A 15,123-nucleotide genomic window follows, 5' to 3' on the forward strand; every position below is an offset into this window, starting at 1 on the left:
CACCACTACACAACAACACCCCCACCCCTACCAGGCACACCCCACACCTCATTACGCTGCTGACCCAGGCCGAAGACGCATCCCCGGCCCAAAATACCGGGCCGAATCGTTCCCACCATTCGGATTTCCGGATCCACGATCGCTTACAGGAGCTCGTTGAGCCCGGCGGGATCAATGGCGGGAGGCCAAAGGGAAGCGGAAGGGCTCGTAGGCCCGAATATTGACGGTGACTTCCTGCAGATAAGTAATGGGGGTTTTGGTTAGTGATTGTGGGTCCGGACTCCACGCTACGGACGGACTCACTATCGACAGTTACTGCAGCGCCATCTTCACACTGAGTGATTCCTCACGTGGAGGTAATATTGTGGACCATTTGACGTGGTCCGGAACGTGATTTTCGGCACTGCTAACGTGCTGTTCCTGAACGGCCAGAAGGCGGTTCCCCATCTGCTACTAGGCATGAGGCTGCGGTGAGTCGGCTCTCTGCCAGATTGCGTGAGTGAGCGTCCCCCCAAGGGAACAGGAGCGTCGGCCGGAGCGATGAGTCGCCATTTGGCACCAACCGTATTCGTCCCGCCAACAGGCCTGAATGTCTGGATTCTTCGTAGCGTTTAAGGACCGAACTTGGCGCGCACGGTATTCACGCAGCTGTGCAATGAGCCGTGGGCTGAACACTTAAGCTCCATTCGGGACGGCCTATCGCATATTCGTCCAGGCGCTTCATCACATGCGCGAATACGGCTCGGCACCTACTGTAGACAAAGACCCGTATAACTGGACCAGCACAAATCATCGTAGGATCATAAAGGCTGGGCCCAATGAAGCCTGGGGTGCTGAAGTACCCGCAATGCTGTTCACGGCCTGTGTCCGACTAGACTTTTCGCAGTTTCGGTTTTGTCCCCAAAAGAAATGGATCTCGGGTGGATCTCACCTTCATGGTCGTGCTTGTCATAGCATTGGCCCTTTTCTTCGATTTCACCAATGGTTTTCACGACACCGCCAATGCCATGGCGACGCCCATCGCAACCGGGGCCATTAAGCCCAAAACCGCGGTGACACTTGCTGCGATCTTGAACCTTGTAGGAGCATTCCTCTCGACGGAAGTGGCAAAGACCATCTCTGGTGGCATCATCAACGAGAAGGAGTTCGCTATCACTCCGGCGATTATTTTCGCTGGTTTGATGGGGGCAGTGCTTTGGAACTTGTTCACGTGGCTCTTGGGCCTGCCGTCTAGTTCTTCCCATGCTTTGTTTGGTGGTTTGATCGGTGCTGCAATTGTGGGTACCTGGAACTTTGGGGCCGTTAATTTTCTAGTGGTCTTGTCAAAGGTAATTTTTCCAGCGTTGCTGGCGCCCGCCGTTGCGGGGCTGGTGGCTTATGCCTGCACCAAATTGGCGTACGGCATCACCCGCCGCTCAGACCCGGATTCAGGGGATAAGCTCACCCAGAAACGTGGTGGCTTCCGTCGTGGTCAGATTTTCAGCTCCTCGCTTGTGGCACTGGCACACGGCACCAATGACGCCCAGAAAACCATGGGTGTCATCACCCTGGTTCTCATTGCCTCCAATTTGCAAGAGTCGGGGACCGGGCCGCATATCTGGGTCATCACAGCTTGCGCCCTTGCCATTGCCGGTGGAACGTATGCTGGCGGTTGGCGCATCATTCGGACACTGGGGTCTGGCCTCACCGACGTCAAACCTGCTCAGGGCTTCGCCGCTGAAACCAGCACAGCTGCAGCAATTCTGGCGTCCAGCCACCTCGGCTTCGCACTCTCGACCACGCACGTTGCCTCCGGCTCCGTCATTGGTTCTGGGCTTGGCAGGAAAGGGTCAACGGTGCGCTGGGGAGCTATCGGGAAGATCAGCCTCGGCTGGTTATTCACGCTCCCTGCCGCGGCTGTTGTGGGTGGGCTCGCCGCCTTGCTCATTCGGGTAGGAACCGTGGGCCTGGTAATTGTCGGCATTCTGGGCCTCAGTGCAATTACTTATATGTTCTACCTCTCTCAGCGTCAAACCGTTGATCACAGTAATGCCATCAGCGATGTTGATGCAGTGGGTGAGGCGCTTCACATCCCCAGTAAGAAAGAACGTGAGCGGCTGGCCGCACAGGTCCGCGCTGCGGAGAAGGTTGCCGAGAAGGCAGCCAAGCGCGCTGCCGAGACGGCAACGGTGAGAGCCAAGGCACAAGCTGCACTGGACCAAGCAGATACCGCGGTGCTGAAAGCCATGACCAAGGCCGCCCACGCAGCTGAATTTCCCAAGAACGCTAAAAAGCAGTCCATCAAGAAAGACAAGTGATGCAAATGTCTGTGGCCTTCAACCTTGCAGCTCACAGCCTGGCTGCACAGGCGCCGGATGCGCCCGTGATTGATTGGATGGGCTTCGTCGTTGTCGCCGTCGTGACCATGGTCGGAGCCGGCTTCGTGGTGGTCATGTATTCGTTGGGCGTCCGGCTTGGAGCGGTCAGCGACGATGTTGACGCCAGCTCACCCCGCCTAGCTAAAACAGGATCGTACGTGTGTTTCGCGTTCAGCATTCTGGCAGTCGTCATCGGCGTCGTTCTGATCGTTCCGCCCTTTTACAAATGGGCCATGCACTTGTTCGGTGTCGCCGTCTAAACCGTTCTGAGCAGAATTATGCCGAAGTTTAAGAACGACGCCGGGCACTCACCCACCGCAAGCTGCGAAAAGTGAGTGCCCGGCGTCGTCGTTTAGCGCAAAGCTGGGCCGTGCTTTGGCGGACTCAGTTGTCCAAGATCAAGTTGGTGATTCGTGCTGTGGAGAGCTTGCGTCCCTGCGAATCCGTCATGACGACTTCGTGGGTGGCCAGCGTGCGGCCCAGATGAATAGCCGTAGCAGTTCCCGTCACCAAGCCTGACTTGATTCCGCGGTGATGTGTGGCGCCAATTTCGATCCCCACCACGTGGCGCTCTGGCCCGGCATGCATTGCCGCAGCAAACGAGCCAAGGGTTTCAGCCATGACCAAATGTGCGCCGCCGTGCAAAAGGCCAGCCACTTGTGTATTACCTTCCACCGGCATGGTGGCAGTCATAAACTGCGGCGTCATCTCGCCAAATACGATTCCCATCTTCTTCACAAGCCCGCCAACTCCCATCTCAGAGAGCCATTCATGCATCGACAATGGCACCCCCGCAGCGTTGAGTTCTTCCGTGTATCCATGCGGCGTGAAATTATTCTCCATGATGACTAGGCTGACACCTGTGAGTGAATCTGCCAAGACGGCCACCAAAATGCCCAAAACCGCTGCCAATACTGATGCGTCCATCAATGCTGGAACGCCGCGCCTATTAGTGCTTGACGGACACTCCATGGCATTCCGCGCCTTTTATGCCCTGCCGCCAGAGAACTTCGCCACGGATACGGGCCAGCACACCAACGCCGTCCACGGATTCACCTCCATGCTGCTGACCATGATCCGCCAGCAGAAACCCACGCACGTGGTGGTAGCTTTCGATTTGGATACACCCACGTTCCGCTCACTGGAGTACGCGGAGTACAAGGGGGGACGCAATAAGACCCCGGAAGAGTTCTACGGGCAAATCGACCTGATCATCAAGGTCATGGCTACCATGAATATCCCCACGATCTCTGTCGACGGATTTGAAGCTGACGACATTATCGCCACTCTTTCTGTTCAGGGCGAGAAGGCTGGCTGGGATGTTCTCGTCGTCTCTGGAGACCGCGATGCGTTCCAGCTCATCACCGAGAAAGTGCTGGTGCTTTACCCAAAGAAGGGTATTTCAGATATCCCGCCGATGGATGCTGCAGCAGTAGAGGCCAAATACCTTGTCCCGCCAAATCGCTATTCTGATCTGGCTGCGCTGGTGGGTGAGAGCGCGGATAACCTGCCGGGAGTCCCAGGTGTTGGGCCTAAGACGGCAGCGAAGTGGATAAATCTCTATGGCGGCCTCGAAGGAATTTTAGAAAACGTGGACTCCATTGGCGGCAAAGTTGGGGAGTCCCTCCGCGCCCATGTGGACGACGTGAAGCGCAACCGCCGCCTGAACCATCTCTTGCGGGATATGGAGCTGCCGGTCGCCCTCGACGATATGGTGCTGCAAGCGCCCAACCGTGACGCCGTCGAAGAACTCTTTGACGCTTTGCAGTTCAATACCTTACGCAAGCGCCTCTACGATCTGTTCGCCGAGGAAGAAGAAGTGGACGACGGCGTCGGCCACGAGGTTCCTGCCCACCAGCTGGTCACTGACGCAGCCGCGTTGACGGTATGGCTCGACGGGAAGAGTGCGCAGCCCGGCGGCGCCACAGGGGGAGAGCAGTCGCTGACCGCTGTTGAGGTGCTCAGTGAGCCGTTGGGCCTTTTGCGAGAGGCCACAGCTATCGCGCTGGTCCGCACGGACTCGGCTGTCGTCGTCGAGCTCGGAACTGCGGATGAAGAGCTGGATACGGCCCTGACCGCCTGGCTCGGCGGAGACGCTCCCAAAGTGGTCCACGAATACAAGGAAGCACTCAAAGCACTGGCTCCTTGCGGCCTCAGACTCGAAGGTGTCATAGACGACACGTCGCTTTCCGGGTACCTCATCCAACCCGACCGCCGCAGCTATGACTTGGCCGATCTAAGCCAGGTTCATCTCAAGGTAACCTTCGCACCGGCTGGGCAGGAAAGTGCCGGGCAACTGGATTTGGGATTGGAAGAGGACACTAAGTTTGCCGTGGCGGTCCAACGAGGCTACGTGGCACTGTTGCTCAGCGAACACTTTGCACCGATGCTAGCCGAGCGGGGTGCTGCAAACCTACTGACAGAACTGGAACTGCCCGTCGCAGTGGTCCTGGCGCAAATGGAATTGACCGGGATCGACGTCTCCCGGGAGAGACTGGACACCCTCATGGCAGACTTCACGAAGGCCATGAATGCGGCGCAAGAAGCCGCTTTTGCTGCGATCGGCCACGAGGTGAACCTTGGCTCGCCTAAACAGCTGCAAGAAGTGCTTTTTGAGGAATTGGCGCTGCCCAAAACGAAGAAGATCAAAACCGGCTATACGACTGATGCTGCGTCGCTGAAAACTTTGCTGGAGAAGACGGGGCACGAGTTCTTAGCCCAGCTCATGGCCCACCGCGAAGCGTCCAAGCTCAAGCAAATGGTGGAGACTCTGAAGAAGTCGATTGACACCGATGGCCGAATCCACACCACATACGCTCAGAACGTGGCTGCAACGGGCAGGCTTTCCTCCAACAATCCAAATCTGCAAAACATCCCCATCCGTAGCGAGGAAGGGCGCCGCGTCCGGGACATGTTCGTTGTCAGCGAAGGCTACGAGTGCCTGCTGGCCGCTGACTACTCCCAGATCGAAATGCGCATCATGGCCCACCTTTCCGGTGATGCTGGGCTAATCAAGGCCTATGCGGAGGGGGAGGATCTGCACCGCTATGTGGGTTCCCACGTTTTTGGTGTCCCGCCGCAGGAGGTCACCTCCGCTATGCGTTCCAAGGTCAAGGCGATGTCCTACGGTCTGGCCTACGGGTTGACGAGTTTTGGGCTATCTAAGCAGTTGGAGATCTCAGTTGACGAAGCCCGTACCCTTGTCAAGGACTATTTTGACCGTTTTGGTGGGGTACGTGACTATTTGCGGGGCGTGGTCGAGCAGGCACGCATTGACGGCTACACGTCCACCATTGAGGGCCGTCGCCGCTACCTGCCTGATTTGACCAGTACAGACCGCCAATTGCGGGACCTTGCCGAGCGTGTGGCACTAAATTCACCCATTCAGGGATCCGCAGCTGACATCATCAAGCACGCCATGCTCGGCGTTGCCACCGGTCTGGAGGCGCAAGGCCTGAAGTCACGACTGCTCTTGCAGGTACATGACGAACTTGTTCTGGAAATTTGGCCTGGAGAACGCGAAAGCGTGGAGAAAATGGTGGTTGAGCAGATGGGTGCCGCTGCCGAGCTCAAGGTTCCTCTTGAAGTTCAGGTTGGTGTTGGCGCCAGTTGGAACGACGCCGGACACTAAGTAAGTCTTTCCAGTCCCGTACCGCGCATATTGTTTGAGGAGAGTCCGTGATCACTGAACGCCCTGCCACGCACCGTAACCCGAGGTCCTTCCCCTACACGCTGCGTACTTTCCCGACCCGATTAGTGGACGGTGAAGTCCCTGACGAAGTGCTCAACTGGACTCACGCCGTCGCCCTGGGGTTCTATGGACCGGCACCAACAGATGCCGATATTAAGAAGTTCGTCCTCTCCGAGCAGGTGGATGGGCGGATGGTAACTGGGGCGTACCTCACCGATGCTGGTTCCCCGGCAGGAGCTTGGGGTCCGGAGTATCCGGTCGCCACGTACGCGTATCACCGCAAGGACGTCAATGTTGGTGGCGGGACGCTTCTGCCCGTTCACCAGATCACAGCCGTCACTGTGCGACCCAGCCACCGACGTCGCGGTATTTTGCGAGCCATGATGAGCTCGGATCTAGCCCAAGTGAAGGCCGCCGGCATTCCGATGGCAGCGTTGACAGCGTCCGAGGCCACGATTTATGGACGCTTCGGCTTTGGCGTAGCTACTCACAAATGCAAGATTGAGGTCGCCACCAATGGTGGTTTGGAGTTCATCGTTCCGATGTCCGCCGATCACGGAACTGTGGAGGTTGCAGACGCAGCTGTGGTGCGGGACCTGCACAATGAGATTTTTACCCGCGTCCACGCCACCACGTTCGGTTCCATCGGTAGACAGGATATGTATCGACTGCTGATATCGGGGCAGGGCGGTTACGAGCACACTGAGCCCGTCCGTAACGTCAGGGCTGCCCTCCACTATGGCCAAGATGGAAGTGTCGACGGCTACGTCACCTACACAGTCGACGAAAGCCTCACACCTGCCACAGCCATTGTGAAAGATCTGTTAGCCGTGACGGGTGAGGCATATCTGGCGCTGTGGAAGTTCCTAGGGTCCCTGGATCTGATTGAGCGTGTCAGCTGGGACAGCGCTCCGGTCCAGGACCCGCTGGAATGGGCTATAGCTGGCAAACGCCGCTACCAGCGCAAAGGGATGGAAGACCACCTATGGCTACGTATTTTAGACGTGCCCGCAGCGCTGGCAGCTAAGGCCTACACGGTGGACGGAACAGTGACCGTCCACGTAGGTGATCCTTTGGGGCATGCATCTGGAATTTTCCGCATCGAAGTGGTTGAGGGCACTGCAACTGTTACTCGGTGTCCAGAAGATGGTTCGGTAGAAGCGGATCTGGCCATGGGAGTCAGCGAACTCTCAAGCCTGTACCTTGGTGCCGTGAGTGCCCGGACTTTAGAGGCTGCGGGACGCCTTCGCGAGGTGCGTCAAGGATCGATCGTCACGTTTGACGCACTCTTCTCCTCGTCGCTCGTCGCCCACAGTATGGCTGACTTCTAGTGGGCTGTCCGCGGTAGCCACAAGTTGTGGGCCCACAGCCACAGCGCCAGTGACGCCGTGACAGCGTTGACTAACAAGAGCGATATCAGTACCAATAACTGGATGAGTCCGGCATCCAAAGGCGATGCGCCACCTAGAATCATGCCGACAAACGCCCCTGGAAGCGTCACGAGTCCGGCGGTACGAGTCTGATCGATAGACGGAAGCACCGCCTCACCTGCGATCGGGCGGGCCACCATTAGTCGTGCTTGCGGCCACACGAAACCCAGTGCCACGGCTGCCTCGACTTCACCCCGGCGCAGCCCCAGCTCGTCCCGGATTCGCCTACCGCTCAGCGTGAGCGTAGACATGGAACCACCTATCTGTTGCCCCAAGACAGCGATGATGGCCAGAGCGCTAAACGGCAGAACGCCAAAGGCAAACATGAGAACTGCAACCGGCACCACGCCAGCAGCCATCGGAAACGCCGCCATCCACCAGCGGCCGCCGGGGGCTACGCGGTGTCCGGAAGTCCACACGCCCACGGCGAACATAAGAGCAACGAAAGCAAAGGCCAAAGCCCCTCGCCCCGACAACCAGCCTATGACCAGAGCCACGGCAGCCAATTGGATAAGCGCGCGGACCCCCGCGAACAGCATTTGTAGTGGTGGGCGCTGCAAAGCTGAACGCCAAACAACGGCCGCTAGAACAAGAAAAACAACCAGCAAAATCCATGCGTTGGGGCCAAGACGTAACAAGGTTGAGTTATCCACAAACGCAATTATCGCCGTCGTTCACAGCTTTTGCGCTCTTAGGCACGAACAACTAGACTAAACGGGCATGTAATGGGCGAAAACAGTGGCTCGAGCCGCTCGATTCTCGGATTTACGTGTTCATCATCGGCAGGAACCCCTGCAAACATAATAATTCCGGGCGCAGTCCGGCAGGAAGCGATTTTTCGCGAGCTGCTTGTGTCCGGCGAAACCAACTATCCACATCGGAGCCCCTACTACATGACCATCACGACCCCCGAGAAGACTAGTACCACTCCAGTTGTTGCGATCAACGACATTGGTACTGCTGAAGAATTCCTCGCCGCAGTAGACGCAACCATCAAGTACTTCAACGACGGCGACCTCGTTGAAGGTGTAGTTGTCAAGGTTGACCGCGACGAAGTTCTGCTCGACATCGGTTACAAGACCGAAGGTGTCATCCCCTCCCGTGAACTCTCTATCAAGCATGACGTTGATCCCGGAGACGTAGTCTCCGTTGGCGATCAGGTCGAAGCTTTGGTCCTCACGAAGGAAGATAAAGAAGGCCGCCTGATTCTCTCCAAGAAGCGCGCACAGTACGAGCGCGCCTGGGGCGACATCGAGAAGGTCAAGGAAGAAGACGGTGTCGTTACCGGTACCGTCATCGAGGTGGTCAAGGGTGGTCTTATCCTCGACATCGGCCTGCGCGGCTTCTTGCCGGCATCGCTGGTCGAGATGCGCCGTGTGCGCGACCTGGCTCCGTACATTGGCCAGCAGATCGAAGCCAAGATCATCGAGCTCGACAAGAACCGCAACAACGTGGTCCTGTCCCGCCGTGCCTGGCTCGAGCAGACCCAGTCCGAGGTTCGTTCCACGTTCCTCAACAAGCTGGAAAAGGGTCAGGTTCGTCCCGGCGTCGTGTCCTCGATCGTCAACTTCGGTGCATTCGTGGACCTTGGCGGCGTAGACGGACTCGTTCACGTTTCCGAGCTGTCCTGGAAGCACATCGACCACCCCTCCGAGGTTGTCGAAGTTGGCCAGGAAGTCACCGTCGAGGTTCTGGAAGTGGATCTGGACCGCGAGCGTGTATCGCTCTCGCTCAAGGCTACGCAGGAAGATCCGTGGCAGACCTTCGCCCGCACCCACGCCCTCGGGCAGGTTGTTCCGGGTAAGGTCACCAAGTTGGTCCCCTTCGGTGCTTTCGTTCGCGTCGAAGACGGCATCGAAGGCCTCGTTCACATCTCCGAGTTGGCTGTCCGCCACGTAGAGCTGGCCGAGCAGGTTGTCTCCGTAGGGGATGAGCTGTTCGTCAAGGTCATCGACATCGATCTGGAACGCCGCCGCATCTCGCTCTCCCTCAAGCAGGCTAACGAGGGTGTCGACGTCGACTCCACCGAGTTCGATCCGGCACTGTACGGAATGGTTGCTGAGTACGACGAAGAGGGCAACTACAAGTACCCGGAGGGCTTCGATTCCGAGTCCAACGAGTGGCTTGAAGGCTACGAAGCTCAGCGCGCCGTTTGGGAGCAGCAGTACGCTGACGCCCAGGCACGTTGGGAGTCCCACAAAAAGCAGGTAGCACAGCACGCTGCAGAAGATGCAGCAGCTGACGGCGCAGCTGAGGGTGGCGAGTCGGCAGCGGCCAGCTACTCCTCTGAGCCTGTAGTCGCCGAAGCCGGAGCCGGTACCTTGGCATCCGATGAGGCACTTGCGGCACTGCGCGAGAAGCTCACCGGAAACTAATTTCGGTCACTTTCGCACGAGTGTGAATGAGAGCGGGTCCCCCACCAGAAGGTGGGGGGCCCGCTCTTTTTATCAAGCGCACCACTGACCATTTATGTATGCCGCTGCAGTCCCAGCCATCAAGGAGGAATCCACAGATCATGTCTGCTGCATCATGGATGAAGGTGACCCGGCCGGTCGACGGCGAAACGGTCGGCTACCTCCAAGCCCTCGCCAAGGACTGGTCCCTTGTCCAACCGCGCAGCCTGCTTGGTCACGATGTGGGGCCGCCAGCAGAGTTCCTCGAGGCAGAGCAGAGGCTTCTGGAGCGGGGCATATCCGAGCTGGCGGAACGTTGGCAGCTCAAGGATGCGCAGCCGGATCTGCGTAACGGTGTTGTCATCCTTGAGGTTTCCCCTGATGGCATCGTGGTGGCGCATGCGGACCTAATGAAGGCGATGGTCTTTGGCCAGCGTGTCACGGTTCCGTGGCCGGACTTGACAGGGGAATTGAGCCGGGACGCCTAGCCCAGCGGTGGGCTGTCCACCCAGCTAGAGCCAGCAGGCACCAAGTTAGCGTGTCCACCCGTTAGGGAAGCCAATCTGTCTGCAACTGCATCTATTACAGCAGCCTGGTCCGCCACAGCAAACCCTATCTTCGTCTCCTGCGCCCCATAACTATTGCCGGTCATCGAGTAGCCGGCACTGCGCAGTTCGTTCTCGATTCGTCCGGCATCGCCATGCGCAAGAGCCACAGTGAATCGTTGCAGCCGTTCCCTGCGTACCAAAGAAGCCGACGCCAGCGCCCCGCTGACAGAATCGGAATAGGCCCTTACTAACCCACCGGCTCCCAGAAGCGTCCCACCAAAATACCGTACGACGACGGCGCAAACGTCGCTGAGCTTCGCCGTCGGTAGGTGGGTATTGGGGGCTGCCCCATTTTCTTCTCGGGCCGGTGCCTCATATTTGAGCAGACTCCCGAGCATGGGTACTCCGGCGGTCCCTGCGGGTTCGCCATCGTCATGGGAACGTATGATCTCTCGCTGCGCGCCAAGGACCAACGCGGAGCAATGATGACGGGCGCCGTAAAACTCGTGCCGCAGTTCAGTCTCTAGGACTCGGGCGCCGGCTTCATCGTCGACGCGCCGGAGCACTGTGATGAAGCGAGAACGTTTGATGGATAGTTCACTGCGGTAGTCACGGCCCGCGGCCAGTGTGGTATAGATACTGGCGGCACGGGACGCACCAGAGGCAGCGGTAGCGGGGGAGTGCGGTGCCTGGCTCACACTTTCAGTCTAGTGTGGAGGCATGCTTTCGATTGGTCTCACGGGCGGCATAGCGTCCGGCAAGTCTTTGATGTCCCAGCGGTTCCGTGAGTTAGGGGCTGTGGTGATCGACGCGGATCAGCTTGCCCGTGACGTGGTGGCTCCCGGAACTGCCGGCCTAGCTTCTGTCGCTAAGGAATTCGGTCCGGGAGTATTGCAAGAGGACGGATCACTGGATCGTCCTGTGCTGGGCGCCTTGGTCTTTGCCGATCAGAGGAAGTTGGCAGCCCTAAACGCAATCGTGCACCCACTAGTCCGTGCCGCCGCGGCGGTCCTCAAGAGCGCAGCGGAAGCCGACGCCATTGTGGTCCAGGATATCCCTCTGCTGATTGAAACCGGGCAGGGAGCACACTTTCACCTAGTGGTGGTGGTAGATGCTCCGGTCGAACAACGGATGGCACGGATGGTGGCGAACAGAGGGATGTCCCCGGTGGAAGCAGTGGCGCGGATGGACGCCCAAGCCACTGATATAGAGCGAAAGGCCGGTGCCGATGTCATCATTGATAACAGCGGCACTCCCGAGTCCGCGTTGGTAGCACTGGACGAGCTGTGGAACAGTCGGCTAGCTCCGTTTGCCGCGAATCTGGCCGCGAATAGATGTGCCGTAAGCCAAGGTCCCGCTGTGATTGTGGCGCCAAATCCAGCTTGGGCGGAGCAGGGGGCGCGGCTGTGTGCCCGGATTATGCTCGCGGCGGGGCAGAACGCTGTGGCAGTGGAGCACATTGGCTCCACCTCTATTGCTGGGCTTAGCGCAAAGGATGTCATTGATCTGCAACTGTTGGTCCGTGATCTATCAGATGCCGACGCAGTTACGAGCGCGTTGGCCCAAGCCGGCTTTCCACACCGGAGCGGGCAATGGTGGGATAACGGGCATGACTTTGCTGGCGGTTCGGTAGCGCAGAGATGGGAAAAGCGCTTTCACAACGCAGCAGATCCGGGGCGCCCTGTAAACCTTCACGTCCGCGTGGCTGGATCTCCGGGAGCGGTTCTGGCGCTCGAGTTTAGAAACTGGCTCCGAGCGGATTCAATAGCGCGTAAAGACTACGAGAGTCTTAAGCGTCGTGTGGCTACAGAGCATTGCGCCGACGCTGACACCGCGGGTTATGCACAGGCCAAAGAAGGCTACTTCGCAACGGCCGTGCCGAAGTTGTTGGAATGGCTACGCCAAACCGGACAGGCGTGAGTGTCGTAAAAACACGAGGTTAAACAGGAAGCGGCCCGCGGAAGGCGGGCCGTTTCCTGTTTGGAACCAGTTACTTAATTCCTGCGCAGGAGATCAGCTGTCCGTTGATTACAACAGTGGGATCGCCATTGCTGCACGCGTCCACTAACTGTTGCGCTGCCTCTACACCGAGCATAATGCCTACGATGATGAGAACGATTGTGACCACTATGGCCAGGATGCTGATAATGATTGCCCAGAAAGCGAGCTTGTTATTGAATCCTGCCTTCTTGGACTTCACTTTGGCTACAATGCCCAGGATCAAGCCCACGAGGCCTAATCCGACGAACGGTAGGATGATGGCGATGATCGCCATCGTCTTGCCGGGGTCTACGTTAGGGGCGCCGTAGGGGGCAGGCTGCTGCGCGTAAGGCGCGCCCTGCTGCGCGTAAGGCGCAGGGGCCGCCGCTGGATCTTTTTGCCCATAGGGGTTCTCGGTACCGCTTGATGTCATGTTTTCCTCCAGAGTTGCATGTGATGATGCAATCCATCCTTGCACGGGAGTGCAGACTGCGTGGGGAAATCCGATGGGAAGTTCTACCCATCCTGGACACACGTTCCTTGGCCGCGTTTCATTTCACGGAATATGCTTGGTCCACTGCATGGCACTGTGTGCTGCCGTCCTGAGGGGGGGTAGCGTTATCCGTATGAGCCTTGCCCAAGAAATACATCGTGTTGTTGCCCCTTTTGAGGTCATTAGTGACTTTCAGCCAGCAGGAGATCAGCCTGCGGCCATCAAGGAACTGACCGAGCGCATCAACAACGGAGAAAAGGATGTCGTGCTCTTGGGGGCGACCGGAACAGGTAAGTCCGCTACGGCTGCCTGGCTGATCGAACAGGTTCAGCGACCCACTTTGGTTATGGTGCAAAACAAGACCCTTGCAGCGCAGCTAGCCAATGAATTTCGGGAGTTGTTGCCGAACAACGCCGTTGAATACTTTGTTTCCTATTATGACTACTACCAGCCGGAAGCGTACGTACCGCAGTCGGATACGTTTATCGAAAAAGACTCCTCCGTCAATGAAGAAGTGGAACGGCTGCGGCACTCCGCCACTAATGCCCTCTTGACACGACGCGACGTTATTGTGGTGGCCACGGTTTCCTGCATCTATGGTTTAGGAACGCCGGAAGAGTACGTGGCAGGCATGGTGACACTGACTCGTGGCGCCACGATGAACCGGGATGACTTGCTGCGCAAGTTCGTTTCCATGCAATATGCGCGCAATGACATTGACTTTCACCGGGGGACTTTTCGCGTGCGCGGGGACACCGTGGAAATTATTCCTATGTACGAGGAACAGGCCCTGCGCATTGAATTCTTCGGCGACGAAATTGAAAACATTTACACCCTGCACCCACTGACCGGACAGGTCATTCGGGAAGAAACGGAAATGTATGTGTTCCCCGCGTCTCACTATGTAGCAGGGCCGGACCGAATGGCCCGTGCCACGAAGCAGATTGAGGACGAGTTGGCTGCGCGCACCAAGGAGCTGGAAAGCCAGAACAAGTTGCTGGAGGCCCAACGGCTGCGAATGCGCACCACCTATGATCTTGAAATGATGGAGCAGATGGGGTTCTGCAACGGAATAGAAAACTATTCCCGGCACATTGACGGCCGTGGACCCGGTACTGCCCCGCACTGCTTGCTGGACTACTTCCCCGATGACTTTCTGCTGGTCATCGACGAATCGCACGTCACCGTTCCGCAGATCGGGGCCATGTACGAAGGCGATATGTCTCGTAAACGGACTCTGGTTGATCATGGTTTCCGTCTGCCGTCGGCCATGGATAACCGGCCATTGAAGTGGGATGAGTTCCTCGAACGGGTAGGACAAACCGTCTACATGTCCGCGACCCCCGGAAAATATGAGTTGGGCAAGGCTGATGGCACTGTTCAGCAGATCATCAGGCCCACAGGTTTGGTGGACCCGGCCATCATCGTAAAGCCCTCCAAAGATCAAATCAATGATCTTCTTTCAGAGATTCGCACCAGGACTGCCAAGAATGAACGAGTGCTGGTGACCACCCTGACTAAGCGGATGGCTGAGGACCTTACAGACTACTTGCTTGGCAACGGGATCAAGGTCCAGTACCTGCACTCGGACGTAGATACTCTGCGTCGAGTGGAACTGCTGCGAGAACTGCGTATGGGTGTCTTTGACGTCCTGGTGGGTATCAACCTTTTGAGGGAGGGTCTAGACCTTCCCGAGGTTTCGCTGGTGAGTATTCTCGATGCAGACAAGGAAGGCTTCTTGCGTTCAGCGACGTCCTTGATCCAGACGATTGGTCGTGCAGCACGTAACGTCTCCGGCGAAGTACATATGTATGCGGACAGAATTACAGACTCCATGCAGTTCGCCATCGACGAAACAAACCGACGACGCGCTATCCAAGTTGCCTACAACACTGAACGCGGCTTGGATCCTCAGCCATTGCGTAAAAAGATCGCTGACATCACTGATCAGCTGGCCCGTGAAGACGCTGACACTGCGGCGTTGCTCCAAGAAGCCCGGACGAAGTCGGAGAAGAAGAAGTCGGCGATTCGGGTGGGCGGACTTGCTTCCCGGCCAGCAGCAGATTTGGTAGGGCTGATCGAGGAGCTCACTGCGCAGATGCATGGGGCTGCCGCCGAGCTGCATTTTGAATTAGCGGCCAGGCTCCGCGACGAAGTGGGAGATCTGAAGAAAGAGCTACGGCAAATGCGTGAGGCTGGACACGCGTAGGAGGACCCTAAAGTAACCGAGC

13 protein-coding genes are annotated in these 15,123 nt (G+C 57.7%); 9 read left to right on the forward strand and 4 right to left on the reverse strand.

Annotation, left to right across the window (positions count from 1 at the left end; translation table 11 throughout):
* From LOH53_RS14535 to LOH53_RS14545, 3 genes are all read left to right on the forward strand, one after another.
* Window positions 1–224 (forward strand): hypothetical protein (locus LOH53_RS14535; protein ID WP_230068478.1); only part of this gene is annotated, 224 nt, incomplete at its 5' end.
* Window positions 225–920: 696 nt separating this feature from the next.
* On the forward strand, window positions 921–2,297 hold the full coding sequence (locus tag LOH53_RS14540) for an inorganic phosphate transporter (RefSeq protein ID WP_230068479.1): 1,377 nt from the start codon (window positions 921–923) through the stop codon (window positions 2,295–2,297).
* On the forward strand, window positions 2,294–2,617 hold the full coding sequence (locus LOH53_RS14545) for a hypothetical protein (RefSeq protein WP_376991574.1): 324 nt from the start codon (window positions 2,294–2,296) through the stop codon (window positions 2,615–2,617). Before LOH53_RS14540 ends, LOH53_RS14545 begins: the two co-directional genes overlap by 4 nt.
* A 124-nt stretch (window positions 2,618–2,741) precedes the next feature.
* On the opposite strand, the gene LOH53_RS14550 is transcribed toward LOH53_RS14545, so the two are convergent.
* Window positions 2,742–3,200 (reverse strand): hotdog fold thioesterase, encoded by a 459-nt coding sequence (locus tag LOH53_RS14550; RefSeq protein WP_230068548.1) that lies wholly within the window; start codon window positions 3,198–3,200, stop codon window positions 2,742–2,744.
* Window positions 3,201–3,249: 49 nt separating this feature from the next.
* Between LOH53_RS14550 and polA the strand changes: the two genes are divergently transcribed.
* Together polA and LOH53_RS14560 are read left to right on the forward strand one after the other, a co-directional pair.
* Complete coding sequence (polA, locus tag LOH53_RS14555; protein ID WP_230068549.1) at window positions 3,250–5,988, forward strand: DNA polymerase I; 2,739 nt, start codon at window positions 3,250–3,252, stop codon at window positions 5,986–5,988.
* Between the two features lie 47 nt (window positions 5,989–6,035).
* A complete protein-coding gene (locus tag LOH53_RS14560) occupies window positions 6,036–7,379 on the forward strand; it encodes a GNAT family N-acetyltransferase (protein ID WP_230068480.1) in 1,344 nt (447 codons plus the stop codon).
* Here LOH53_RS14560 and LOH53_RS14565 read toward each other — a convergent pair.
* Window positions 7,376–8,131 (reverse strand): ABC transporter permease, encoded by a 756-nt coding sequence (locus LOH53_RS14565; protein WP_230068481.1) that lies wholly within the window; start codon window positions 8,129–8,131, stop codon window positions 7,376–7,378. The genes LOH53_RS14560 and LOH53_RS14565 overlap by 4 nt on opposite strands.
* Window positions 8,132–8,371: 240 nt before the next feature.
* On the opposite strand from LOH53_RS14565, the gene rpsA reads away from it, so the two are divergent.
* Window positions 8,372–9,853, forward strand: a complete 1,482-nt coding sequence (rpsA, locus tag LOH53_RS14570) for a 30S ribosomal protein S1 (RefSeq protein ID WP_230068482.1) — start codon at window positions 8,372–8,374, stop codon at window positions 9,851–9,853.
* A 140-nt stretch (window positions 9,854–9,993) separates the two neighbouring features.
* Window positions 9,994–10,359, forward strand: a complete 366-nt coding sequence (locus tag LOH53_RS14575) for a hypothetical protein (protein WP_230068483.1) — start codon at window positions 9,994–9,996, stop codon at window positions 10,357–10,359.
* Here the strand turns inward: LOH53_RS14575 and LOH53_RS14580 are convergent.
* Entirely contained in the window at window positions 10,356–11,117 is a 762-nt protein-coding gene (locus tag LOH53_RS14580; RefSeq protein ID WP_230068484.1) for an IMPACT family protein, read from the reverse strand. The genes LOH53_RS14575 and LOH53_RS14580 overlap by 4 nt on opposite strands.
* A gap of 22 nt (window positions 11,118–11,139) precedes the next feature.
* Between LOH53_RS14580 and coaE the strand changes: the two genes are divergently transcribed.
* On the forward strand, window positions 11,140–12,339 hold the full coding sequence (gene coaE / locus LOH53_RS14585; protein ID WP_230068485.1) for a dephospho-CoA kinase: 1,200 nt from the start codon (window positions 11,140–11,142) through the stop codon (window positions 12,337–12,339).
* Window positions 12,340–12,409: 70 nt separating this feature from the next.
* Here coaE and LOH53_RS14590 read toward each other — a convergent pair whose 3' ends face one another.
* Window positions 12,410–12,832: a DUF4190 domain-containing protein gene (locus tag LOH53_RS14590; RefSeq protein WP_230068486.1), complete on the reverse strand. Its 423-nt coding sequence runs from the start codon at window positions 12,830–12,832 to the stop codon at window positions 12,410–12,412.
* A 193-nt stretch (window positions 12,833–13,025) separates the two neighbouring features.
* Between LOH53_RS14590 and uvrB the strand changes: the two genes are divergently transcribed.
* Window positions 13,026–15,101, forward strand: a complete 2,076-nt coding sequence (gene uvrB / locus LOH53_RS14595) for an excinuclease ABC subunit UvrB (RefSeq protein ID WP_230068487.1) — start codon at window positions 13,026–13,028, stop codon at window positions 15,099–15,101.
* The last annotated feature ends 22 nt before the right edge of the window (window positions 15,102–15,123 follow it).

Origin of the sequence: Arthrobacter cryoconiti (assembly GCF_020905375.1) — a bacterium.
Classification (GTDB): Bacteria; Actinomycetota; Actinomycetes; order Actinomycetales; family Micrococcaceae; genus Specibacter; species Specibacter cryoconiti.